We start from the raw sequence: 23,346 nt of genomic DNA, 5'->3' as shown, positions 1-23,346 counted from the left end.
GGTGGTTCATTTACTTGTGGTAGACGATGAGAAAGAGGTTGGGACTTTTCTATCCCGCCTTTTTACGATGAAAGGTTACCTCGTACAAGTTGTGAATAGCGGCAAGGAGTTTCATGAGATCGATTGGAATCAGCAGCGTTTTGATGTCGCAATGATAGATTTGAAGCTTCCGGATTGTGATGGGCTTTCCCTCCTTCAGCACCTAAAACAACTGCAGCCGCGGTGCAAGGTACTGATCATGACCGGATACAGCACCGTCAAGACCGCTGTTGATGCAATGAAGCTCGGCGCGAGTGATTACATGGAAAAACCCTTCGTGGATATTGAAGTACTGGAAAGGCAGATTGACAACCTATTGAATGAAAATGAAGCTTTAAATCAGCATTTCATCCATAAGCTAGCCGAGGATTCAGGACTCATTGTCAGTGAAAGTCCTTTAATGAAAAATTTGATTGAAATGGCTTTCAAGGTGGCCCAAAAATCCGTCAATGTATTAATTGAAGGAGAAACCGGAAGTGGTAAAGAAGTGCTTTCCCGCTTCATCCACATTGCCAGTCCCCGGAACCATGAACCTTTTATCGGCATCAATTGTGGAGCGATCTCTGAATCCCTGCTGGAAAGCGAATTATTCGGTCATGAAAAGGGAGCTTTCACAGGAGCGACCCAGCTGCGAAAGGGTTTTTTCGAAATTGCAGGGAACGGGACGCTTTTCCTTGATGAAATTGCGGATGCGAGTCCCGCCATTCAAGTCAAATTGCTTAGGGTTTTGGAAACACGGGAATTCATGCGGGTTGGCAGCAGCGGGACATTACGGACGAACGCCCGGTTAGTGGCGGCCTCCAATGAAAATCTGCAGCAGGCAGTGGACAAGAATAAATTTCGGGAAGACCTATTTTACCGACTGAACGTCGTGACTCTGGATATCCCGCCATTAAGGAGCCGAAAAGAGGATATTCCGTTGCTTGTCGGTCACTTGGTTGAGAGAAATGGTCATGGGGATATTTCTTTTTCCAATGAAGCCATTGAAAAATTACAGCAATACAACTGGCCAGGCAACATACGCGAACTTTCTAATGTGGTCATGCGCACGCTAACTCTTGCAGACAATAAGGCGGTAATAACCGCCAATGATATCTCACTATCCAACAGCCAGATCACTCCTGACAAAATTGTGTCACCTAATGAGATTCAGTCAACTGAAAACCTTCTTGAAGAGTGGCGAAAAAGGCTGGTGGCTGACTTTAATGAGAAGGATGAACTGATGCTTGAAGAAATCCTTACGGAAATCAAACAGCTTCAATCAACAATTGGAAAGGAGCTCGTCATGCAGGCACTGCAAAAAACCTACGGCAACCGGAATGAAGCTGCCAAACGCTTGCAGATATCCATAAGGAAATTGCGCTATATATTAAATGAGAAGAGCCAGACATAATAAAAAGGAGGATGCCCCGTTCCAGGGCTTCCTCCTCTGTTCCTATTCTAGCGTCAATACGATACGTCCGTTGATTTCTCCCTTTTCCATCATGGAAAACACGTCATTGATTTCATCAAGCCTTCTTGTTTCAATATTCGTTCTGACTTTTCCATCAGCGGCAAATTGAACAGCTTCCTGTAGATCTTTTCTCGTCCCAACGATGGACCCTTTTACAGTTACCCCATTTAACACTGTATCAAAAATCGGGATTGGAAGTTCATCATTCGGCAATCCGACTACGACAAGTGTACCGCCCCTCTTGACTGAACTGTAAGCCTGTTCGAATGCTTTTTTCGTAACCGCCACAGAAATGGATGCCTGCACACCGCCAACCTTATCCTTTATGGCCTGTACAGGATCGGTCTTAAGCCCATTAACCGTGTAATCCGCCCCCAGTTCCGTTGCCAGATCAAGCTTATCATCTTGAATATCGACAGCAATAACATTAAAGCCCATCGCTTTTGCGTATTGCAGGGCAACATGTCCCAATCCGCCAATTCCATAAATCGCTACCCAATCACCAGGTTTTGCTTCTGATACCTTAAGCGCCTTATAAGTCGTTACACCTGCACAGAAAATCGGTGATACCTCCGCAAAGTCAAGCCCTTCAGGAACCTTCACCACATATTTGGCAGGTGCTTTACAATATTCCGCATACCCGCCGTCCACGGAATAACCTGCATTCAATTGATCCAAGCAAAGCGTTTCCCTTCCAGTCAGACAATATTCACAATCGCCACATGCCGAATAAAGCCATGGGATCCCAACACGGTCACCCACTTTCAAGGAAGTTACGCCTTCTGCCACCTTTTCTATAATACCCACACCCTCATGTCCGGGGATTAGCGGAAGCTTGGGTTTTACCGGCCAATCACCATGGACCGCATGTAGATCGGTATGACACACGCCACAGGCTTTAATTTTCACTAATATCTCACCATATTCCAATTCCGGGATGGGTACTTCTTTAATCTCAAGTTTTTGGTTAAATTCATTGACGACCGCCGCTTTCATTGTCTTGACCTGTTGTTTTGCATTTACAGTGCTTGCCCCTTGTTTTACATTCATGATTCATTTTCCTCCCTTAATGCAGTGGATATTATTTCTTGCTACTACTTACAAGATGCAAGTGCCATGCCACTGCAAACAGGCCAAGAAGACAGCATTCACTTAAAAAAAGTGCCGAAAAATCGGCCCATTTGGACGAAATAACGGCTCAAGTTGGACGAAATCCGGTTTGTATATTGCAGAAAAAATGGCTCACCCTATAAATAGGAGGTGTCCAAAACATGGACCAATTTGAAAAAGCCTATGAATCATATAAACAGCAGGGAACACCGCAAGCAAACCAACCTGATTCAGCAGGAAAAGAAGAAATCATCGCCGTAAGGAAAAATGAAGAGGACAATATTATCGCCATCAAGACGAACTCCGGCCGCGAACTCGACTACCCCACAGCCCTTGCGGAAGCAAAGGCGGGCAACCTGGCCAATGTTGACGTCTTTCATAAATATGGACGTGACATATTGCGGAGTGAGCCCGATGGGATAAAGGAAAATAACCTGGATCAACTGCCGGAGTTTTGAATTTTCGGGGAGACTGCCTGATATGGGCAGTTTTTTTCTGTCTGGATGAGCTAAAAAAGAACCAGCATGATTAGCCGGATCTTATTTTTCGTAAGGATAGGATTCAGAGATTTCGAGCAGTCGGCCGCAGGACTCGACAACCTCGATGATTTCCATCCATGACATGTCCAGACCCAGTTCATTAGCATGGGAAATCTTATCCCGTAATTTCCGGATGGCGTTCGCATCCTTCTTCCCTTTACTTTTCGAAGGGATTTGGAAGAAGCACCTCAATTCTTTATCTTTATGTATAATATCGAATTTATCACTGATTTGCAGGCACTCTATTATATTGATATCCTCATTTTTATCGATTCTCCTTCTATATAATTCGGTTGCCTTTTCTAAACGGTCTTCGCTGATCATTGGATACCAGCTGCCATCGCCGAATCTATCCAGGATGATATCACTCATCCTCATTTCCAATAAGGTAATATATCCGAATATCAGCATCCTGATCGGAGGCTTTTGAAGGTCGGCATGGGTAATCAACATTTTAATTGAATTATTCTCTAATACGAACACCCTTGTTTTATTCTTGAAAATATGGAGAAGCTGGATCAAAGGGGTTGAATCCGAAACCATTTCCCTTGGTGAAAAGCTTTTTAAATATTCAGAAATACTTCCTTCACCTAGTTCTTCCCTTTCGATATACCCGATGATTTCCCCTTGATCTTTGACTGCCAATATATCAAAATTCTTTTTTTCCAATGCTTTCTGAATATCCAGAGCCAGATCATTTTTATGGCAAAACTCAAGCTCCTGGGCAATGCTCTTAACCGTTATATTTTCTTCATAAAGAGTTTTAAGACTAAGATAGCTGCTATTGCTTTTTCTTTCGCTTCCATTTAACATCTTTCAACCTCCGCTCAGGAACACTTTCTGCCCGTTTTCCGCTTTAATCATAGAAATGCATGCGGCCCCCACAAATAAAGTCCACTGCAGTGGACTCAATCCCAATCATGTTAATCTAATTTTTTGGCACCCATTGATCAAATGCCATCAACTGCATTGCCTACCGCCGTTTCCTCATTCTCCTTTTCTTCCCAACCCTTACAAACATCCACCCAATCCTTTGCACCTGAATATTCAAACAATTCAGCGAGTGTAAGTTCTATTGCAGAGTTCGCACTGCCGCAAGCCGGGAACAATGACTCGAAGCGCTTCATCGATACATCAAGAAAAACAGCTAAATCGTTTGCCAGACCAAACGGGCAAACGCCTCCGATTGCATGACCGGTCTGTGCAAGGACTTCTTCAGGCGAAAGCATTCGTGCCTTGAAACCGAATGTCTGACGAAATTTCTTATTATCCACTTTGGCGTCCCCTGCGGCAACTACCAAAATTGCGGGTTCACCTTCCCCTTTAAAGGAAAGAGTCTTAGCAATCCGCGCTGGGATAACACCGATGGTTTCCGCTGCCTCAATCACCGTAGCACTCGATGTTTCGAACTCCTTTACGTCGCCTTCCCGATTCCATTGTTTAAAATGGCTTTTGACACTCTCGATCGACATTTTATATTCACTCCTTTGACGTACATATTAAAATAATATCATCCTTCATTGCAATAAATCAAAATCCTATTGTGCTACTTCTCCTGCTTGGAAACTAATAAATTAAAACCATTCTTTACAAATTGACGAAACAAGCTTACATGAGATACTATTAAACATCGGGTAAACGCCTACACGTGGTTCGTAACCATCCCACGATAAAAAACTAGGGAGAGAGTAAAATGAATGTTCGTACACTCGTGATAAACGGGTTATTGGCTGCCTTGTATGTGGCGGTCTCATTGGTGTTTAAACCAATAGCTTTTGAGATGTTCCAATTCCGTGTACCGGAAATGTTGAATCATCTGATTGTATTCAATAAAAAGTATATCTACGGTATCGTTGGCGGAGTCTTCATATCGAATCTGCTCTTTTCACCGATGGTACCATATGATTTGATTTTTGGGGTGGGGCAATCCCTGCTCGCCTTATTGCTTGTCATTTATGTATCTCGTTTCATAAAAGGCATTAAAGGACGGATGATCGCCACGATTATCTTTTTCACGTTCACAATGTTTTTAATTGCAATTGAACTGAACCTTGCCTTTGGCTTGCCATTCTGGCTAAGCTGGATGACTACAGCTGTCGGTGAGTTCGTTGTCCTCCTAATTGGAGCGCCAATCATTTATGGAATGAACAAAAGAATTCAGTTTGAAAAGTGGCTTTAAAAGGAATCTTCGCGCCGTTAAGCCACTATAATGGAAAAGAGCTGTCTGCATGATGCGGCAGCTCTTTTTTTTCACCAATGAACTCGAAAATGATAAACTATTAGTAAGAATGGTGGTGGCCCTTTGAAAAAAGTCCTGACCATAATCGGTCTACTTGTAATTGCAATATTTATATACTCTAATGCAGAGCTGTTCACATTAGTTTGGAAAAGTGACCTAGATTCTGTTATTAGCATATTGAAGGAAAACCTTTTGCTTACATTTATTGTGACATTCGTATTGATGTTTGTACAAAATTCTTTTACAATCATCCCCTTAATTTTGCTCCTGACTATCAATGTCACGATATTCGGATTCATATATGGCTATCTATGGAGTTGGTTTACAAGTGTGGTTGCCTCAGGATTCATTTTTTATGCAGCAAGAAACTGGTTTCAGGAGCTTCTCTTAAAGAAGGTTGGCGAAAAATGGCAAGAAACCGTTGTGGAGCATGGCTTCATGTACGTTTTTACAGGCAGGATTTTCCCGCTTATCCCAACAAGCTTAATTAACTTGGCAGCTGGAGTCAGCACTGTCACGTTCAAGGATTTTTTATTAGCGACGGGGCTTGGCAACCTTATATACTTTTTCTTCCTATCGCTGATTCCCTATGGACTGCTATCTGTTGAAATGAACCAATATACGCTAGCTGCACTCGCACTCCTCTTCTTACTATTTTTCATTATCTATAAGCGTGCAAAAAAGAAAAAGAAACTTACCTTCTTCAGAAAAAACAGGTGACCACATTGGCCCTGTTTTTTTATTTAGGATTCTGCATATATTTTTTTTCGATAGTTTGTTAAAATGTGTATGTAATTTTACCTTTGAAATGTCTTAAAATCAGGGAGAATCTCCATGTCCAAACGCTCCATCTTAGCAATATATATCCTATCCGGGATTCTTACATTAGTCGTGTTCGACTATTTTTTAACTACAAATATCCAAAATAAAGAGGTCTTTATTCAACTTCAAAGAGTGGAAGGCTTTGTTTTCCTTTTATCAATAGGCTTGGTCTTATATCTTTATTTAGCTAAAAGGGAAGAATTCAAACGATTAAAAGAAGCGGAACAACGCCGGCGTACACTCATCAATTCAATGGTGGATTTCGTTAACTTCAAGGATGGTGATGGCCGATGGCTTGAATCCAATACTTTCGGGCTGCAATTATTTCAATTGGAGCATGTAGATTATAAGGGAAAAAGAGACAGTGAGCTCGCAGAATACTCGGAATTTTATAAAGAGTCGTTGATCTACTGTGAAGTTTCCGATGAAGAAACGTGGGTAAAAGGGGAAATCACACGGTGTGAGGAAATCATCCCTCTTCCCGATGGCAATCACAAGACATTTGATACGATCAAAGTTCCCCTGTTCAATGAGGATGGTTCACGAAAAGGCTTAGTCGTCATTGGCAGGGATATTTCTGAAAGGGTTGTCGCGGAGAATCAATTATTCGAAAGTGAACAACGCTATAAATCATTGTTTGAACACAACCCATATCCGATGCTGATGCTTGATTTAAACGGAATGATCACGACCGTGAATCCTAGATTTGAAACGGTAACAGGTTTTCAACAGGAAGAAATACATGGCGCCTCATTCATTAATTTGAACTTCTCAGCAGAAGACGCGGAATTGATCCGTACATCTTGCCAATATGTCATGGAAAACCATAAGGGGATCAAAAAAGGGAAAGATATAGAATTCCTGACGAAGTACGGGAAGTCCATCTTACTTTCTTGTACGTTTGTCCCGATGATGGTTGGCGAGGATTTAGTCGGAATCATTACTTATGCTAAAGAGGTCACTCAAATCCGGGAAACCGAAGCACGCTTAAGAAGAACCGAAAAATTATCGATAGTCGGCGAACTTGCCGCAAGTGTGGCCCACGAGGTACGAAACCCGCTGACTTCTTTAAAAGGTTTCGTCCAGCTGCTTAAAAAGAGCGACCATCCCTATGAACAATACTACACAATCATGTTAAGTGAGTTGGACCGGATCAATCTTATTGTAAGCGAGTTACTCGTTCTGGCAAAACCACAGGAACTTCCATTCAGCAAACATCAAATCATCGACCTGATGAATGATGTCAAAACCTTGTTGAAACCAGAGGCGGACTCGTACCCCACCCAAATATCAATATCTGTTAAAAACGAAATACCGCTTCTATTATGTGAGGGAAACCAATTAAAACAAGTTTTCATAAACATGCTCAAGAATTCAATGGAGGCATCCGCCGATCACATTTGGATTGATTTCGAACGCATGGACAATAACCTTTCCATCACCATCAAAGATAATGGAAGCGGAATTGAAAAAAACCGGATAAAGCATCTTGGAGAACCTTTCTATTCTTCTAAAGAAAAAGGAACCGGATTAGGACTGACAGTCAGTTGCCGAATCATCGAGGCGCATCGGGGAAAGGTCCGCTTTAACAGCGAACTAAACCATGGAACCGAGGTCCAAATCATGTTGCCCATAAAATTATGAATCCGAGGACAAGCCTAAACCTTGTCCTTTTTTGCAGGATTCAGAACGACCCTATTTAAACAGGGAGGTGAAGAAATCCTTTATATTCCCAAAGAATGACACAGTCTCGACAGGCTGTTTCACATTAACCCGGCCTTCTGTATCATTGGATGTATCGCTCACTTTCTTGCCAGCCGTACTCATTTGTGTTGCCTCAACTTCCGCCTCTTTTGTTTTGACATCATCCACGGTTTCTTCCTCATCCATCTCCACCTCCATATCCTTTTCGAAAACAAGGACGTAAGTCCGGCGCTCCCCATCCTTTGATACGGTAACGGAAATGGCCGTCTTCGCTTTATCCTTGATCTTCACTTGTTTACTGCTCTCACCGTCATATTCAATCGTTGCTCCGCTGGCATTTGTCGCTGCATCCATTTCGACTGAAGAAATATCATTATCGACCTCGATATGATAGGTATGCTCATTAGATTCAAAAGATTTGTTCCATACTCCGGTTGATACAGTCAGATTGTTCAACACTGGTGCATTATTGCCTTCCTCGCCTAAAGAATCTGCTGACGCTACCTTCTCTATAGAATCCGTTTTAAGTTTTTGTGTTGAATTACTTTCAATTTGCTGTGCTTTCGGCACTTGGCTGACACCACTGCTTGGTTTTAGATTATTGGAGGATTCCGCTGATGTTAAAGGTGATTTACTCCCCTTATCCGAGGATTCTGCTGATGTTAAAGATGATTTATTCCCCTTATCCGAGGAAGGTTGAGCTTTACTTGTTTCTGTTGATGGCTCCTTTTGCACTTCGCTCTCTTTAGGAGCATCATTCGATTCGGTTTCCTTGGCTGCAGCCCGTGTAATCGTAAGCGTATAGGTTTTTTCATCTCCATTTTCTGCTGTAACGACAATCTTCACCGTTGTCTTACCGACTGGAAGGCTAACCTTTACACCGGCACTGGTAGCATCCTTTCCATTCACCTTTACAATTGCGGTACTGTCACTCAATGTCGGAGTTACCGTAACGGACTGGACTTCATTTTCAACTGAAGCATTATAAGCTGTCACTTTAGAATCGAATGTTAATGAGCCTTTTGATAATCCAATCGATGTTAAAAGGTTATCATCACTTTCAAGTTTTTCGACCTTGAGAGTATAGGCAACCGTTTCATTTTCCCCATCGCTGACGGTGATTTCAAATGTATTCAGACCTGTTTGAAGAGTTAAATCCTTCACTTTACCATCTGTCATTTTTACCCCATTCACGTATATGGCTGCATTCTCGTTAGGGCTTGCTGCAAGCAATGTGATCTTTTCCACATCATTCCCCACTGCCGAACTATAATCGTGTACATCTTCCGAAAATTTTTGATCCAGTTCTATCCCTTCTATTTCTAGCTTTGAAAGACTATTTACCGTTTGTGCCTCTTCCTGAATGACAGACGCGCCTTCCGCCGCCCATGCCTCGGGCATATAAATGGATGTCCCCATCCCCACAAGAGAACCAACCAAGATCACCTTAACGCTTTTTTCTTTTAACCCCTTCTTTAGCAAAGCCTATCCCTCCTATAATTCCTGCAAACATGATAGGGCCAGGTTACCAAAGGAACCTTAATTATTTCTTAATGTATTTTTCGGAGGATACCTATTAATGCTTTGGTGCAAAGCGGAATCCCCAACCAATACTATGGTTATAATGGAGGGAGGGAGGCAGGTCATCTAACCTTATTGTTATCACTTTTCTAGCGAACCTCTTAAACTGCCTTTAGATAACTAATTTATTTTCACTGTTTTTTCACATTTTCCTTTTATAATAAGCATACATAATCTGATGAAAGGATGATGGCACACCAAGATGAAAAAATATTTTTGGCTGATAGTCAGCCTGTTCGTTTTGCTTTTAAACCCGGCAATGGCTTTTGGTCATGCTACAATAATAAGCTCTAATCCTAGCCCGAATGAAGCAATGGATGCTCTTCCTGAAAAAATCAGCATTCAATTCAGTGAGAATATACAACCAGCCTTCCATTCGCTTGAGGTATTCAGCCAAGATGGGGACAAAATTCAAATCCAAGACAGTGCAATCTCGGAACAAAGTGAAAAAGTACTGGAAGCTAAGTGGAAGGACACTATCGATGAAGGGATTTACTACATTAAATGGAGAGTGGTTTCGAGTGATGGCCATCCCATCGAAGGAACAATACCCTTTCAATTCGGAGATTCAGCTGGTCTTTCAGACCAAGAAAATTCCGAAGTGAGTGCAAGTTTTCCGAATTCCATCAATGTAATCCTGCAAAGTCTTCAATACATATGCTTCGCTGCCCTAACCGGAATCCTTTTTTTCAGATTATCGTTAATGAAGGATTCTCGACTTTTTGAAGCTAGCAGAAGAACTCGTCTATACCTTTGGCTTTCATATGCAGGTTTAGCATTTTCCATCTTCTGCAGTCTGCCTTTAAAAGTTACGATTGATGCTGGCGTAGGTTGGAATGATGCATTTAAAGTTAGTTATATTAAAGAAGTATTGAATGCTACAAACTTTGGATCGGTCTGGATCATTGAAATTCTAATATTGCTGCTTCTATTTTTAGTGATTTATTTCATGCTCGAGAACACCCTGAATAAATCACTACCTTACCTTTCTTTCATCATAATTGCCTGCTTGATGATTTGTAAGGCTTTAACTGGACATACAGCAGCCGTTCCTAATCAGGTTCTGGCCGTTTTGATGGATTTCCTTCATTTATTGTCCATGGCTTTATGGCTCGGTGGCCTTATGGCCTTATTGGTGATTTTGCCTGGGCTAGCTAATCGTCAGGCAGTCCAAGAAGATAAGAGAACGTTTTACTGGTCGATCATTTCAAGGTTTTCCAAATGGTCATTTCTGTTTGTAATCATACTGATTGTCAGCGGGATATATAGCAGTTTACAGCATATACCGACTATCCATTCATTGTTTAACACAACATATGGTCAATTGTTACTAGCGAAAATCGGTCTCATGTTAGTCATGATCGTTTTAGGAGGCCTTCATTTTCTCCGAGGGAGAAAGCAAACGAAAAAACTTGGTTATAGTGTGGGAATCGAGTTTGGTTTAGGGATCGTCATACTTGTCGTTGCAGCTCTGCTGACAAATGTCCAAACTGCCATGTCATCTCCCGGGCCCATCGAAAAGACGTTACTGACTGAAGAAAATAATGAGGTTACATTAATGGTGACCCCCAATGAAGTCGGGGATAACCTGATTCAAGTAAACCTTTCCAATGAAGGCAAGCCAATTGCTGATATAGAGCAGCTTACAATCACAATGCAGCCATTGGATACGCAAAATGGTGAAATGAAGCTGCAGATGAAGGAGAAAAACACAGGTACATTTACATCAAAGTCTTTATTAACCATGCCAGGAAAGTGGAGTATCCATGTTCACGGATTAACTGAAAGCCTGGATTCAATCAATGCTGATTTTATAATTTTCATAGGAAATTCATAACAGGAGGGATTAATACCAATGAAAAACATTTCAAAGCTTCTTATTTTTACATTTGCTGCACTATTCATTTTTTCCGGTTCAGCGTATGCTCACGTTACAGTCAAGCCTAGTTCATCAGCACCTGAGGCGTGGGAAACTTATACAATTAAAGTACCCGTCGAAAAAGAAACTGCCACTACAAAGGTGACTTTAAAAGTACCTGAAGGAGTTACTTTTGAAAGCTATCAGCCTGTACCGGGATGGAAAGTAACGACAGAAGGTGACAAAGATGGGCATGTAAAAACGGTAACTTGGGCAGCAACTGACGAAGGAATAGCAGCTGGACAATTCCAGCAATTCTCTTTCGTAGCACAAAATCCTAAAGAAGAAACGAATGTTGCCTGGGATGCATTTCAATATTACGAAGATGGTGAAATTGTTGAATGGAGCGGTGAAGAAGGCTCAGACCTACCGCATTCTGTAACGGAAATTACGGTTGCGCCCAAGGCTGATGCAGAACCTGCGGACCATGGTCACAAAGATGAAGCTGACACTAATGATTCCACGACAACTGACAATTCAAAGGAGTCAGCAACAACAGAAGGTGATAGCAACCAAACGCTGATCATCACCCTGGCTGTCATATCACTAATTCTTTCCATTGTAGCGCTTTTAGCAGCTCTAAGGAAAACTAAAAAATAATCATTATGGAAGGGTGCCCCAATTTATTGAGGCACCTTTTTCTTTTCTAATATTCCATGACAACCGATTTACTCGGTAACTTAAGGTTTTCTGATTCTATCGTAATCTTAATTGATTTTTCAGCTCTTTGTTCCGTTATCGTTAAATTAAGCAATCCATTTCCCTGTGCTTTTTTGCTTATTCCCAGATCTTCCGTACTTTTCACCAGCTGTGCATATAATTCCGCTTCAGTTAAATTGCGCTCAAATTCCTTTTCAGCAATCACTTTCAAGAGAGCTGCTGCACCGCTTACATGAGGCGTAGCCATTGACGTTCCGCTCAACCTGGCATATTTATTTCCTGGATACGTAGAGAGAATATCAACCCCTGGCGCCACCAAGTCAATTTCATCATTTGTATTTGAAAAATCCGCTAAATTTCTGCTTAAATCCACAGCTCCGACTTCCACTACCTCGGGATATGCTCCTGGATAATCCAATTCATCCGTTTCATGACGCCCATCACCGCTATTTCCAGCTGCACAAACAACAAGGATATCGTTCTGAAGGGCCTTTTGAATGAGTTTGTGTTCAGTCTCATCCGGAGGTCCGCCAAGTGAAAGTGAAATGACCGAAACCTTTTCTTCATTAGGTCCCCGCCAATTGATTGCATACTCTAGAGCCCCATTAATCCAATCTATATCGCCTTGTCCTTGACCATTTAGGGCCTTTAACGCTAATATGCTTGCTTTCGGAGCCACTCCCACTACACCAGCATTATTAATGGCAGCCACAACCGTACCGCTGACATGTGTCCCATGTCCGTTATCATCTTGATAATCCCCGGTATTGGTAAAATCCTTCCCGCCAATGATTCTTTCCTTGAGGTCTGGATGTCCCTTGTCAATGCCTGTATCGATGACGGCAACTACCACGCCCTCACCATAACTGCTTTTTTCCCAAATCGCCGGTGCTTTCACAAGTTCGACACCCTCAGGAATCTTCTCTTTCACCGTTTCCATTACTTCAAGAACTTTGTAAGGTATTAATCTTTTTTCTCTTGTCATTTGATTACCCCTTCCTTCGTTCAATAAGTTAAACTGCCATCAGTGTGGGGATTTTCATCCCGTCTGGTTGCCGTCTACCGTTGAAAGAGATGAGATCAAAAAACTCTTCTCTCTTATATATACCAGATTTATGAAAATAAAAAAGAAGTTTTCGGAAAATTCCGTCTAAATAACTAGTTTTTATTTCTTTTTGTGTTATTATCTGGTACTCTTATTATAGAACAAGCGTTCTATAAATACCACGTTTTTTTATTCATTATTCAGTTTTTTTCAAGCATGCGCTTTTCCAATTAAAAAAGAAGCGACTCCGAATCGAGTCAGCTTCCAAAATGTTAAGCTGCACCGCAGCATTTTTTGTATTTTTTCCCGCTTCCGCATGGACAAGGTTCATTTCTGCCAATGATCGGTTCTGCATGAACATGCGGCATTTTAGCTGCCTTTGCACTTTCCATGATAATTTGCGTGCCTTTTTCCTTCATTTGCTGATACCGCTGTTTAAATAACTCCATTACATCTTTACTGTGCTTCAGCGTATCTTCCGCGATATCCATCGCCTTTTGCTTGGAAATATTATAATCCTCCAGGACAAACTGATTATCCCCGAAAGAAACCCTCACTCCAAAATGCTGTCCCGCCTGTTTATTTCCTTTAAGCTCCTCAACGAATTCAAGGTATACTTCCTGGCAATCACAAGTCTGATGCATGCAATAATAATCATATATCCAATACGATTTATCTTCGTACTTACTCTTTAAAGCAATGCCATCCTCAACGCCAAATACATCTAAATATTTTATCGCTTTTCCATCGAGTATCTCAAATGGATCAATCGTTCTCATCTATAGACACATCCTAATTCATCAAAAATTTATTCTTCCTATGTATTGTACAACCTAATTCATCAATCGTCACTTGAAACGAAGCCTGACAAAGCCAAATCGCTTTCATTAAATGCAGATTTAAGGAAGCCTTATTGAAGGCAATAAAAAAAGCTGCATCAGTATCTATAAACTGATGCAGCCCTCTCAATCTTTCATCCGATCCATGTGGTCAATTCATCAATCGATGTTCTCTTGGCAGGTTTCGGCTCCATGTCAGGATAACCCAAGTATATGAAAGCCAATACCTCTCCCTTAGAGGATAAATTGAAAAAATCACGGACCTTTTCATGATACGTTATTTTCCCCGTTCTCCATACTGCTCCCAAACCTAGAGAATGTGCTGCAAGTAGCATGTTTTGGATGGCACTGTTCACTGCCGCATATTCTTCTGCCACAAGGACATTATTCTTATCACTAGGCTCTATGCCCACCGCGATGATGACTGGAGCCCTTAATGGATTCTTTTTTTGCCGTTCGAGCTTGCTGATTAAAATTTCAGGGGTATCATCAGCATTTTCCATTCTTGTGATTTCTTCGAATACCTGGCCAAGTTTATTTCTTCCTTCTCCAGTCAATACAAAAAAACGCCAAGGCTCCGTTCGATGATGATTTGGTGCATACGTTCCAGCTTCAATGATTTGCTCAATCATTTCCTTAGGTACCGGATCTTGCTTAACGATTCCAATGCTTCTTCTCGTTTTTATAGCTTCGATAGTTTCCATGTTATCTCCCCTTATCCCTTTATCTCTAATAGTTTCTGTTTCAGTTCATTTTCCATTGATGCCAATTCCTGTTCGGCTTGCCGGCGTTTATGCCTTCCTTCTTCTTGAATCCGCATGGTCTCCTCAAGCGTGGATATCAAGTTAGCTTGAGTTTTCTTTAATGTTTCAATATCGACAAGTCCGCGCTCATTTTCTTTTGCAGTTTCAATGGTATTCGTTTTCAGCATCTCGGAGTTCTTCAATAACAAGTCATTTGTAGTCTTGGAAACCTGTTTTTGTGCTTCTACAGCATGCCTTTGCCTGATTAGGGTCAATGCAATCGCAACCTGATTTTTCCAAAGCGGAATCGCTGTCATGATCGAAGATTGGATTTTCTCGACTAGTGCCTGATTCGTGTTTTGGATCAGCCTGATTTGCGGTGCGCTTTGAATCGTGATTTCACGACTCAATTTCAAATCATGAAGCCTTTTATCCAACCGTTCAGCAAATTGCAGCATATCATTGACTTCCTGAAACTTCATTTGATCATTGCTTGATTCAGCGGACTTCCTTAGCTCCGGAATCGTTTTCTCATGAATTTCTTCGAGTTTGATTTCCCCAGCTGCAATATATACATTCAATGCCTGGAAATATTCCTTATTCGTTTCATATAGCTTTTCAAGGATTACGATATCCGATAACAGGATATTCTTGCTCCGATCGAGTTTTACGCTGATTCGGTCAATTTGGGCCCCTGTTTTTTGATACTTGGATAGCACCTCCTGTACAGATCCCGAGAGCTTCCCGAACATACGCGCAAAAAATGAGGGCTTATCCGGTTTTAACTCATCCGGGCTCAGCTCGTTTAACTTTTTCATTAAATCATTGATAATGTTGCCAACTTCACCCACATCTTTTTTCTGGACATGCTCAAGCATCGAATTAGAAAAGGTCAGGAGCTTTGATTGGGCGGGTGTACCATAGGATATCATCGCCTGATGATTCGTTGGGTCGATTTGTTCGGCAAGCTGATAAGCCTTTGCCCTGTTCTCTTCAGGAATGACATCAATCAGTTTAACCGGTTTCGCTTCCTGGGAAGATACTTTCTCAAGCTCCTGCACCCCATCAAATGGATTGGCTAAAAGGTCATCGATCAAACTGGCATTATTCGTTTTATTCAACAGGTTTGGATCATTGTTATTCATTTTAACCTCCTGCTTTCATCAATTACTTGTGACTCTTTTCTCGTTTTAATGGACTGCTTAGCAACATCCAATTCGAAGTTAAGGTTATCGATATCATCGGCAATCACTTTATATAAATCCTTTTCTATCGTATTAGTGAGCTCCTTTAAGGTTTTACGAGTCTCCGTTAAGGAGAGTTCGAGTTCCCTATTCTTTTTTGGCTGCTGTGCTAAAAAAACATATTTCTCCGCAAGCTCCATGGCGGAATCCAGATGAGAGTAATAAAATTGTTCCGCCTGGTAAAACCGCTTCGGTTCTTTTTTCGTCAGACTATATATTTTCCTGATCATTTTAATCATATCTTTCCTCTGTTTGAAAGAAGAGATATGCCTGACAGAGATTAGTGCTTTTTGCACCCGCCATATCTTCGGTTTTGCTTCAGTTAAATTTTTCTTTATATATTGATATTCTTTTCTCGTCAATTCATGTTTTTTGAGGTATCTTGATGAAAAATAAACGGAACTTAGCCAGTATGCAAGTACCCCTCCTGCTAAAGATATGACAACGGACAGGGCAAACGGTTGATTCAATGCAAAATAGCTAATCATCCAAACCGGCAAAACCATTGGAAATGCAATCAATATCGGAACAAAATCAGCAAGAAATCGATTCATTATCATTACACTCCTGACTTACACTCTTTTCTTTATATACGGATTATCCTTGGAATTGGTTTCAAGATGGATAAAAGAATTTCTCCTATCCTAAACGATATAGGAACCGGATGGTTTCTGCAAATTTATTGAAATTTTTTCTGTTAATTACCTCTTCTTCCCATTCATATGGGCTAACGCCTAGTCACTTCACCGGAACTGACATAAGTTATAAGGTATCCATCCTGATTTTAAAAAGGAGAGTTGACCATGAATTCATACGGATTTTATCCTTATCCACAACAAAATGGAAATCTTCAGTACTTTGAGCCTAATTTTAACCCATATTTCCAACAGCCTGAACGATTTGATTATATGCCACAGCAAGATTGGAACTTTCAGCAGGTACAAGAAAATCCATATAGCCAGGTGCCTGAGCAATTCGATATTGAAAGGCAGCCTCAACAACTTGAAAGAAGAATCCGGGAACTTGAGCGTCAAAATGAGCGTCAAACGAGGGAACTCAATCGGCAAAACCAAGAAATCACGCGGATAAACCGGGAAGTGAACCGCATTAACCAGGAAATCTCCCGGCTAAGTCAAGCAGACCAGCGACATACGAATAGGTTAAACAGGCTGAATCAAAGACTTCGGGCAGTGGAAAGAAACCTAAACATCCCCTTCACCGCTACAGATGATGGTTTTTAAAGATAGCAGGAGCTCATTATGGGCTCCCGCTTTTTTATTTTTTCCATGCTTTTATTGAAGGTGGTAGTCAGTTCATGAGATTTAATCAAACGATTGATTAAATCTTTAAAGGTCCGCTAAACCCTTGTCCGCGTTACTTAAACTCTTAAAAGAACAACTTTTCGTTTACAATCATGTTTTCGCTGCCTTAAATATGATTCCTGCTATCTTCTTTAAAAATGGCACTGAATAAAAATTAAATAGGAGTCAGATTCCCGGTCCCAATCCCTTAAATCGTTTTAAACAAAAAAAGAACGGAAGTCATCCTTGCACTCCCGTTCTTTCCCGTTTACAACATTATCCGTTTCAACTTTTCGTTTCTTGATTCCTGTTCCTCCTGGGGAGACAAGTCATACTTCTTCAATAGATGAAAAAGTTCATTCAATGTTTCCTGCGAATTCCCTTTTTCCAGATATCGATCTAATGTTTGACTTATTTCGCTTGGTAAAAATGTCTTTTGACTCTCAAATTTCAGCCTGACATCTTGCTGCGAATGATTAAGATTGCATGCACCCATTTAAAATTCACCTCTTACTTATCTGGATTCTATCTTGTATTATAGTCATTACCTTGTCAATTCTTCATCCTGCTTATAGTAGTCCTCTACCTTGATGAACTCCGGCGAGGTGTGTGTGGCCATGATGCCATGATAACTGATATCCAATCCGAGTTCTTCTTCTTCTTCAGTGGATCTAATAGGCAGCCAAACATTTATAATTTTAAAAACGAGCCATGTCAATGAAAAGCCCCACATACATAACACCGCTAATCCTAATGTTTGAACTCCGAGCAAATGCCATCCCCCACCGGCGAACAATCCGTTTTCAGTGGAGAAAAGCCCTACCGCAATCGTACCCCACATCCCTGATGCCGCATGAACAGGAAAGGCACCAACCGGATCATCGATTTTTCGGGCTTCCAGCCAATTCGTCGCAGCTAACATCAACATTCCAGAAACTGCACCAATCAACAATGCCGCCAGATCACTAACGAATGCACAGCCAGCCGTAATCCCGACAAGACCTGCAAGTGAGCCATTGATGACGGAAGGTGCATCCGAACGTCCATATCTAAAAAGTGTATAAAGCAAGGTCGCCGCTCCCCCTGATGCAGCTGAGAGCATCGTGACAATGGCAATATGGCCAATGCGTCCATCAGTAGCTTGCAAGGTGCTTCCTGCATTAAACCCAAACCAGCCAAACCATAAAAGAAATGCCCCAACTGATGCCAGTGGGAGATTGCTCGGCAGTGAAATGGAGCTAGTCCCCCGTGAAGTGAATTTTCCTGCTCTCGGCCCAATAACAATGGCAGCCGCAAGTGCAGAAAAACCGCCTAGTGCATGAATGACCGCAGACCCTGCGAAGTCCTGCATGCCCAACCCGCTTAACCAGCCACCACCCCATACCCAGTGACCGGCAATCGGATAGATGAATGCCGTCATCATTACGACAAAAATAAGATACGCCCGAAAATTGATCCTTTCTGCAACGGCTCCCGAAACGATGGAAATGACGGCGATGACGAATGCCCCTTGAAATAACCAAAATGCATCGATGGAAATCGTAAGGTCGATATGCGACAAATCACCTTTCAGCAGAAAGCCGCTTGCTCCAATAATACCAAATACATCCGCTCCATACATTAAGCCAAAACCAACGACGAAATAGCAAAGCGTTCCAATCGTAATATCGGCAAAAACCTTCATGATGATGTTCACATTATTCTTCGTACGGACGAACCCTGCCTCCAGTAAAGCAAAACCGCCCTCCATCAATAGAATCATGGCTGCTGTCAGAACCACCCAAATCGTATCCAAGCCAGCGTTTAACGTTTCTAGAGTCATCTTGGCGTTCCCTCCGCTTTCTGCCAGGCCATTATTTCTTTAATGATGTCTGATGGTAAATTCATTTCCCGTTTTTCCGGTTCAGCTTCAAGTAAACCGATCATCTCATTTAAAAAAGCGACCTTCTGTTTTATTTTCTCGATTTGTTTATATCTATCTTTAACATTCACCAAATGCTCAACTGCCTGGTGATGACTTGGGGCACGCCCTGTAAAAAAACGTTTAAATGGTGATAGGGATTGATACCAAGCTTCCTCAGCTCTCCGTTTTTGCTCATATTTATGAATTTTACCTTTGATCGATTCAATTTCCGACTCTTGTTTGCTTTTGTGGAATAGCAGTCCTTTTACAACTTCTTCAGATGAAATTTCAAAAACAACCCTACTATATAAATCATCACGAATATAAATGTCATATCACCTCACGTAATCACGTTATGTTTTCTCATTATATTAATAATTCTGAATTCAGTCAATAATTAAACAATAAAACCGATTTGCTTAACTAAAAGGCGCGGATAATATTAATAACACTTCTGCCTGTTCCCCTTCATTAATCAAACGTTTGATTAATGGAATGAGATTGAAGAACTAAGTTTTATAATGAAATTACACTTCATTTCCTAGAGAAATTTTGGAAGGTATATTTAATCATTTTTTCCTTACTCTAATAAAGCAGTTACAAACTAGGGAGGTTCATATATGACGGTAATAAATGATGTCAAAACAACTTTAGCCGGGCTGAAAAGCGCTCAAGCGAGCTTTGAAACCTTCGCCCTTTCAACAGATAACGAGCAAGCCAAACAACTATACCAGCAAGCTGCCCAACAAACACAAACGATTGTGGACAGCATCACTCCTCGCATAGAAGAGATACAAAACGAGGAACCTCAATATAAACAATAATCATTCATATAAAAAAGGTTGGTTAAGGCAACCAGCCTTTTTTATATCCATTCATTTCTTTTCTGTATCAAGCGTTTTTCCGTCCTTACCGGACTTGTGGTGTATTGAATTGGCGGTAATGCAGCTATATCCGTAAGGGAATGGCACCAATATAGTCAAACTGGCAGAAGCATTTATGTTATTACTTGGTTTTACCTTAGCACTAACAATACTCATACATTGGGGTGGTTTATAATGCTTACGGGGCATCGCACATGGGTGTTTGAACAAAAGCCTGTCATCGTCTCCACAGGAACTGTCGGCGGTCCATTTGAAGCAGACGGTATGCTTGCGGATGATTTCGATCTTCTCCATTCCGATTTATGGATAAATCAAGATACCTATGAAAAGGCACATAAAGTCTTATTGGAAGAAGCGAGCACAAAAGCAATCGAAAAGGCTGGTCTTCAGAAGGAACAGATTCAATTTTTCCTTGGAGGTGACCTTATCAATCAAATAACGCCTACTAGTTTTGCCTGCCGAACACTGGGAACACCTTATCTCGGCTTATTTGGCGCCTGCTCCACCTCCATGGAGGGATTGGCGCTTGGTGCTTACCTTGTCAATACCAAAGGAGCAGAGTACTTATTGACAGGAGCATCAAGTCATAACGCCGCAGTAGAAAAACAATTCCGCTACCCAACTGAATACGGGGGGCAAAAACCTCCAACAGCCCAATGGACCGTTACGGGAGCCGGAGTGGCTTTATTAAGCAGCGACGGGGAAGGCCCAAGGGTCACTTCGGCTACGATAGGCCGTGTCATCGACATGGGCCTCACTGACCCTTTCAATATGGGAGGTGCCATGGCCCCTGCCGCCGTTGATACGATTGAAGCCCATTTAAGAGAAAGAAACCTCGATCCATCTTATTATGATTTAATAGTGACCGGGGATTTAGGAAAGATTGGACATGAAGTTTCTTTGGAATTATTTAATAAACACGGCACGCCGATTAAAGAAGCGCAATATAAAGATTGCGGTTTAATGATATACAGGGATGGTCAACCGGTCCTGGCCGGGGCAAGCGGCCCTGGATGTTCCGCAACGGTCGTTTATGGCCACTTATTAAATCGCATGAAAAAGGGAGAACTAAAGCGATTGCTCGTCGTGGCTACAGGTGCTCTATTATCTCCCCTTTCCTTTCAACAAAGTGAGACGATACCATGCATTGCCCATGCCGTATCGATTGAATATGAGTGAACCACAACCATGATTTACTTGTGTCACGGGACAGATAATGTTTGAAGTATTCAACCAGACGCCTGCTCATACTGGATGAACATTCTTGGCTGCGGAGATTGTTTCGGAAGCGTTAGCGGATGCGGAAAAGAATGGATTGTTCGGCTGTTGTCGCTCGCATGTTTGAAGTAACCAGTGCCTGGATAACAGCCTGGAGTGTTCCGACCCATAGACCTAAAGATTAGGAGGATGCTGCATGACGATAGCTTCCAATGTCAAACAATGTGTCTCTAGCCTAAAAGGAGTTGAAGCAGGTTTATCCAGCTTAGCACTACGGACACAAGATGATGAATCTAAACGCATCTTGCATGAAACGATGCTGGTGGTGAATGAAGTTATTAAGGATGTACAGAAGCGCGTAGGCGAGTTAGAAAGGGAAGAACCGCAATATAAAGGTTTTTAATAACCATGATCAATCAGGGGGTGTTTGGTAATGCCGGATTGGATAGAAATTGTTTTACGTTCATTATTCTTTTTAATTGTTCTTTTTTTGATCACTAAAGTGTTAGGAAAAAAACAATTGTCCCAGCTTTCCTTTTTTGAATATGTAACGGGCATAACCATTGGTAATGTTGGGGCAGAATTAGCTACAAAAGTGGAAGGCAATATTATACATGGCGTACTGTCCATTCTCGTTTTTGCCATAGCACCCTTCATTGCAGGATTAATATCCTTAAAAAGTAAAACTTTTCGTGACCTTATTGAAGGAAAAGCAACGGTATTCATCAAAGATGGGAAAGTCATGGAAGATAATTTAAAAAAAGAGAAATATACCATCGATGAATTGTTAGGATTGCTCCGGAAGAAGGATGTCTTCGATATTTCTGAAGTTGAGTTTGCCTTATTGGAAGCCAACGGGGATTTTTCAGTCATGTTAAAGAAGCATAATCAACCTATAACAGCCAAGGACCTTAACTTGTCTGTAGCTGCAGTAAAGGAGCCACAAACCATCATTATGGACGGCAGCATACTTGATGAACCACTTTCCACGATTGGTCTGAACCGAAATTGGCTTCATACTGAACTGGATAAGTTGGGTGTACTCCTAGAAAATGTGTTTCTTGGTCAAGCTAATTCTAACGGAGAATTAACTGTGGACCTTTATGATGATAAGCTTAAAGTTCCTTCCCCTCAAGAAAAACCTCTTTTGCTCGCGACCTTGAAAAAATGCAAAGCGGACTTAGAGTTGTTTGCCCTTGGAACTGAATCAAAGGAAGCTAAAGAGATGTTTAGCAAAAATAGCGAAAAGCTGCAAAGGGCAATAGATGACGTAGCCCATATCTTAAGGAACTGATTATATTTTTCATTTCCTCACTTTCATAAGCGAAGTGATCAGTCCAATGATGACGATCGTCACACATGAAAAAAGAAATATTTCGATACCTAAGGTGAATGCTGCAGCTGAAATGATTAGTGTATCTATGACGATAATCGCCAAAGCAATATCCATGGAGGTAGATTTTGAGATGATTTTAGCTAACATATCCGTTCCCCCGCTGCTTGTCTCATATCGAAGCATGAGTCCTATGCCCATCCCTATGATGGCACCGCCAATCAAAGAGCTTGTAAGTATCGAAATGGAAAAGACCTTTTTCAATGGATTAAGCCAATCCATAAAAAGGGATGTCAAAAGCAATCCGTGAACGCTGCTATAGAAAAAAGACCGTTCATAGTACCAGGCATATAAAAATATTGGAATACTAAGGATCAACATGGATAGCCCCGTTTGAAAACCAAAGAAATAATGAAGGATAAGTGCAATCCCAATAACGCCGCCATCTATTAAATGATGGGGAACTAAAAAACCATTGATTCCAATGCCCACCAAAAAGCTACCAACGATTACAGCCACCGCTTTTTGAAAATTAATAAAATCACCTTGCCTCCCAATTCATATATTTCTTACTATATGTCCAAGTCAAAGCGTCAAGAATAAACATGCAAAAAAAAAATCTCCCTCCCTTCCCTTCAAACTAATTACGGTAAAAAGGTCCCGGTCATTTAGACCGGGACCACAGTTTGTAGGGAAAAGCGAGTCTAGGGAGACCCGCGGAAAGCGAGTGCCTTGAACGGAAATCAACGTCCAAATTGTACAAGCCATAAA

Annotated in this window: 24 protein-coding genes, 1 pseudogene and 1 riboswitch; of the genes and pseudogenes, 12 read left to right on the top strand and 13 right to left on the bottom strand. The window is 41.4% G+C overall.

All coding sequences use genetic code 11. The features are described 5' to 3' along the window. Position 1 precedes the first annotated feature (1 nt). Complete coding sequence (locus ABC374_RS00325) at positions 2-1,432, top strand: sigma-54-dependent transcriptional regulator (RefSeq protein WP_413015142.1); 1,431 nt, start codon at positions 2-4, stop codon at positions 1,430-1,432. Between the two features lie 42 nt (positions 1,433-1,474). On the opposite strand, the gene adhP is transcribed toward ABC374_RS00325, so the two are convergent. Beyond that, on the bottom strand, positions 1,475-2,488 hold the full coding sequence (adhP, locus tag ABC374_RS00320) for an alcohol dehydrogenase AdhP (protein WP_413020205.1): 1,014 nt from the start codon (positions 2,486-2,488) through the stop codon (positions 1,475-1,477). Positions 2,489-2,763: 275 nt separating this feature from the next. Between adhP and ABC374_RS00315 the strand changes: the two genes are divergently transcribed. Beyond that, a complete protein-coding gene (locus ABC374_RS00315; RefSeq protein ID WP_101224982.1) occupies positions 2,764-3,060 on the top strand; it encodes a DUF3892 domain-containing protein in 297 nt (98 codons plus the stop codon). Between the two features lie 81 nt (positions 3,061-3,141). Here ABC374_RS00315 and ABC374_RS00310 read toward each other — a convergent pair whose 3' ends face one another. Together ABC374_RS00310 and ABC374_RS00305 are read right to left on the bottom strand one after the other, a co-directional pair. Next, on the bottom strand, positions 3,142-3,954 hold the full coding sequence (locus ABC374_RS00310; RefSeq protein ID WP_350301042.1) for a hypothetical protein: 813 nt from the start codon (positions 3,952-3,954) through the stop codon (positions 3,142-3,144). A 137-nt stretch (positions 3,955-4,091) separates the two neighbouring features. Further along, positions 4,092-4,613, bottom strand: a complete 522-nt coding sequence (locus ABC374_RS00305; RefSeq protein ID WP_413015139.1) for a YbaK/EbsC family protein — start codon at positions 4,611-4,613, stop codon at positions 4,092-4,094. Positions 4,614-4,783: 170 nt separating this feature from the next. Further along, positions 4,784-4,828, top strand: a riboswitch (PreQ1 riboswitch). Positions 4,829-4,834: 6 nt separating this feature from the next. Here ABC374_RS00305 and ABC374_RS00300 point away from each other — a divergent pair. From ABC374_RS00300 to ABC374_RS00290, 3 genes are all read left to right on the top strand, one after another. Beyond that, the gene (locus ABC374_RS00300) at positions 4,835-5,320 is read left to right on the top strand and encodes a QueT transporter family protein (protein ID WP_048686195.1); all 486 of its coding nucleotides are present in this window, start codon (positions 4,835-4,837) and stop codon (positions 5,318-5,320) included. Positions 5,321-5,443: 123 nt separating this feature from the next. Further along, positions 5,444-6,100, top strand: coding sequence for a TVP38/TMEM64 family protein (locus ABC374_RS00295; protein ID WP_413015137.1), 657 nt, complete (start codon positions 5,444-5,446; stop codon positions 6,098-6,100). 114 nt (positions 6,101-6,214) lie between these two features. Beyond that, positions 6,215-7,846, top strand: a complete 1,632-nt coding sequence (locus tag ABC374_RS00290; protein ID WP_413015135.1) for a PAS domain S-box protein — start codon at positions 6,215-6,217, stop codon at positions 7,844-7,846. A 51-nt stretch (positions 7,847-7,897) separates the two neighbouring features. Here the strand turns inward: ABC374_RS00290 and ABC374_RS00285 are convergent, their stop codons facing one another. Then, complete coding sequence (locus tag ABC374_RS00285) at positions 7,898-9,388, bottom strand: cadherin-like beta sandwich domain-containing protein (protein WP_413015133.1); 1,491 nt, start codon at positions 9,386-9,388, stop codon at positions 7,898-7,900. A gap of 301 nt (positions 9,389-9,689) precedes the next feature. On the opposite strand from ABC374_RS00285, the gene ABC374_RS00280 reads away from it, so the two are divergent. Together ABC374_RS00280 and ABC374_RS00275 are read left to right on the top strand one after the other, a co-directional pair. Continuing rightward, positions 9,690-11,324, top strand: coding sequence for a copper resistance CopC/CopD family protein (locus ABC374_RS00280; protein WP_413015131.1), 1,635 nt, complete (start codon positions 9,690-9,692; stop codon positions 11,322-11,324). Between the two features lie 18 nt (positions 11,325-11,342). After that, positions 11,343-12,005: a YcnI family copper-binding membrane protein gene (locus tag ABC374_RS00275; RefSeq protein ID WP_350301036.1), complete on the top strand. Its 663-nt coding sequence runs from the start codon at positions 11,343-11,345 to the stop codon at positions 12,003-12,005. A gap of 46 nt (positions 12,006-12,051) precedes the next feature. Here the strand turns inward: ABC374_RS00275 and ABC374_RS00270 are convergent, their stop codons facing one another. From ABC374_RS00270 to ABC374_RS00250, 5 genes and pseudogenes are all read right to left on the bottom strand, one after another. Then, a complete protein-coding gene (locus tag ABC374_RS00270; RefSeq protein WP_034306043.1) occupies positions 12,052-13,050 on the bottom strand; it encodes a S8 family peptidase in 999 nt (332 codons plus the stop codon). 332 nt (positions 13,051-13,382) lie between these two features. Further along, positions 13,383-13,460 (bottom strand): annotated as a pseudogene (locus ABC374_RS00265) (SEC-C metal-binding domain-containing protein); the annotation flags it as partial. Between the two features lie 623 nt (positions 13,461-14,083). Further along, positions 14,084-14,653, bottom strand: coding sequence for a nitroreductase family protein (locus tag ABC374_RS00260; protein ID WP_350301034.1), 570 nt, complete (start codon positions 14,651-14,653; stop codon positions 14,084-14,086). 11 nt (positions 14,654-14,664) lie between these two features. Then, a complete protein-coding gene (locus ABC374_RS00255; RefSeq protein ID WP_309079306.1) occupies positions 14,665-15,837 on the bottom strand; it encodes a toxic anion resistance protein in 1,173 nt (390 codons plus the stop codon). Next, the gene (locus ABC374_RS00250) at positions 15,834-16,490 is read right to left on the bottom strand and encodes a 5-bromo-4-chloroindolyl phosphate hydrolysis family protein (protein ID WP_350301033.1); all 657 of its coding nucleotides are present in this window, start codon (positions 16,488-16,490) and stop codon (positions 15,834-15,836) included. The genes ABC374_RS00255 and ABC374_RS00250 overlap by 4 nt, the downstream gene beginning before the upstream one ends. A gap of 354 nt (positions 16,491-16,844) precedes the next feature. Here ABC374_RS00250 and ABC374_RS00245 point away from each other — a divergent pair, with 354 nt between their 5' ends. Further along, positions 16,845-17,177 (top strand): hypothetical protein, encoded by a 333-nt coding sequence (locus tag ABC374_RS00245; RefSeq protein WP_350302769.1) that lies wholly within the window; start codon positions 16,845-16,847, stop codon positions 17,175-17,177. Between the two features lie 328 nt (positions 17,178-17,505). Here ABC374_RS00245 and ABC374_RS00240 read toward each other — a convergent pair whose 3' ends face one another. From ABC374_RS00240 to ABC374_RS00230, 3 genes are read right to left on the bottom strand one after another with little or no spacing between them, the layout of a single operon-like run. Next, positions 17,506-17,733 carry a hypothetical protein gene (locus ABC374_RS00240; protein ID WP_350301032.1) on the bottom strand — a complete coding sequence of 76 codons (228 nt, stop codon included), beginning with the start codon at positions 17,731-17,733 and terminating at the stop codon, positions 17,506-17,508. Positions 17,734-17,781: 48 nt separating this feature from the next. Further along, the gene (locus ABC374_RS00235) at positions 17,782-19,059 is read right to left on the bottom strand and encodes an ammonium transporter (RefSeq protein ID WP_413015127.1); all 1,278 of its coding nucleotides are present in this window, start codon (positions 19,057-19,059) and stop codon (positions 17,782-17,784) included. Next, entirely contained in the window at positions 19,056-19,232 is a 177-nt protein-coding gene (locus ABC374_RS00230; RefSeq protein WP_241663407.1) for a hypothetical protein, read from the bottom strand. The genes ABC374_RS00235 and ABC374_RS00230 overlap by 4 nt, the downstream gene beginning before the upstream one ends. Positions 19,233-19,760: 528 nt before the next feature. Between ABC374_RS00230 and ABC374_RS00225 the strand changes: the two genes are divergently transcribed. The 4 genes from ABC374_RS00225 (at position 19,761) to ABC374_RS00210 (ending at position 22,536) form a co-directional block, all read left to right on the top strand. Beyond that, on the top strand, positions 19,761-19,964 hold the full coding sequence (locus ABC374_RS00225; protein WP_101224998.1) for a DUF1657 domain-containing protein: 204 nt from the start codon (positions 19,761-19,763) through the stop codon (positions 19,962-19,964). A gap of 234 nt (positions 19,965-20,198) precedes the next feature. Next, a complete protein-coding gene (gene spoVAD, locus ABC374_RS00220; RefSeq protein WP_413015124.1) occupies positions 20,199-21,203 on the top strand; it encodes a stage V sporulation protein AD in 1,005 nt (334 codons plus the stop codon). Between the two features lie 235 nt (positions 21,204-21,438). Then, positions 21,439-21,645 carry a DUF1657 domain-containing protein gene (locus tag ABC374_RS00215; RefSeq protein ID WP_101225000.1) on the top strand — a complete coding sequence of 69 codons (207 nt, stop codon included), beginning with the start codon at positions 21,439-21,441 and terminating at the stop codon, positions 21,643-21,645. Positions 21,646-21,675: 30 nt separating this feature from the next. Then, positions 21,676-22,536, top strand: a complete 861-nt coding sequence (locus ABC374_RS00210) for a DUF421 domain-containing protein (RefSeq protein WP_413015121.1) — start codon at positions 21,676-21,678, stop codon at positions 22,534-22,536. Between the two features lie 9 nt (positions 22,537-22,545). On the opposite strand, the gene ABC374_RS00205 is transcribed toward ABC374_RS00210, so the two are convergent. Next, positions 22,546-23,067, bottom strand: coding sequence for a YitT family protein (locus ABC374_RS00205; protein WP_413015119.1), 522 nt, complete (start codon positions 23,065-23,067; stop codon positions 22,546-22,548). Positions 23,068-23,346 lie beyond the last annotated feature (279 nt).

This window comes from Peribacillus phoenicis, assembly GCF_047238085.1.
GTDB lineage: Bacteria > Bacillota > Bacilli > Bacillales > DSM-1321 > Peribacillus.
This window is presented reverse-complemented; position numbering and strand designations above follow the sequence as displayed.

Coding starts and splice junctions, on each gene's coding strand:
- adhP (WP_413020205.1), bottom strand. CDS start 2,488: ATGAAAGCGGCGGTCGTCAATGAATTTAACCAAAAACTTGAGATTAAA.
- ABC374_RS00315 (WP_101224982.1), top strand. CDS start 2,764: ATGGACCAATTTGAAAAAGCCTATGAATCATATAAACAGCAGGGAACA.
- ABC374_RS00310 (WP_350301042.1), bottom strand. CDS start 3,954: ATGTTAAATGGAAGCGAAAGAAAAAGCAATAGCAGCTATCTTAGTCTT.
- ABC374_RS00305 (WP_413015139.1), bottom strand. CDS start 4,613: ATGTCGATCGAGAGTGTCAAAAGCCATTTTAAACAATGGAATCGGGAA.
- ABC374_RS00300 (WP_048686195.1), top strand. CDS start 4,835: ATGAATGTTCGTACACTCGTGATAAACGGGTTATTGGCTGCCTTGTAT.
- ABC374_RS00290 (WP_413015135.1), top strand. CDS start 6,215: ATGTCCAAACGCTCCATCTTAGCAATATATATCCTATCCGGGATTCTT.
- ABC374_RS00280 (WP_413015131.1), top strand. CDS start 9,690: ATGAAAAAATATTTTTGGCTGATAGTCAGCCTGTTCGTTTTGCTTTTA.
- ABC374_RS00275 (WP_350301036.1), top strand. CDS start 11,343: ATGAAAAACATTTCAAAGCTTCTTATTTTTACATTTGCTGCACTATTC.
- ABC374_RS00270 (WP_034306043.1), bottom strand. CDS start 13,050: ATGACAAGAGAAAAAAGATTAATACCTTACAAAGTTCTTGAAGTAATG.
- ABC374_RS00260 (WP_350301034.1), bottom strand. CDS start 14,653: ATGGAAACTATCGAAGCTATAAAAACGAGAAGAAGCATTGGAATCGTT.
- ABC374_RS00255 (WP_309079306.1), bottom strand. CDS start 15,837: ATGAATAACAATGATCCAAACCTGTTGAATAAAACGAATAATGCCAGT.
- ABC374_RS00250 (WP_350301033.1), bottom strand. CDS start 16,490: ATGAATCGATTTCTTGCTGATTTTGTTCCGATATTGATTGCATTTCCA.
- ABC374_RS00245 (WP_350302769.1), top strand. CDS start 16,845: ATGCCACAGCAAGATTGGAACTTTCAGCAGGTACAAGAAAATCCATAT.
- ABC374_RS00240 (WP_350301032.1), bottom strand. CDS start 17,733: ATGGGTGCATGCAATCTTAATCATTCGCAGCAAGATGTCAGGCTGAAA.
- ABC374_RS00235 (WP_413015127.1), bottom strand. CDS start 19,059: ATGACTCTAGAAACGTTAAACGCTGGCTTGGATACGATTTGGGTGGTT.
- ABC374_RS00225 (WP_101224998.1), top strand. CDS start 19,761: ATGACGGTAATAAATGATGTCAAAACAACTTTAGCCGGGCTGAAAAGC.
- spoVAD (WP_413015124.1), top strand. CDS start 20,199: ATGCTTACGGGGCATCGCACATGGGTGTTTGAACAAAAGCCTGTCATC.
- ABC374_RS00215 (WP_101225000.1), top strand. CDS start 21,439: ATGACGATAGCTTCCAATGTCAAACAATGTGTCTCTAGCCTAAAAGGA.
- ABC374_RS00210 (WP_413015121.1), top strand. CDS start 21,676: ATGCCGGATTGGATAGAAATTGTTTTACGTTCATTATTCTTTTTAATT.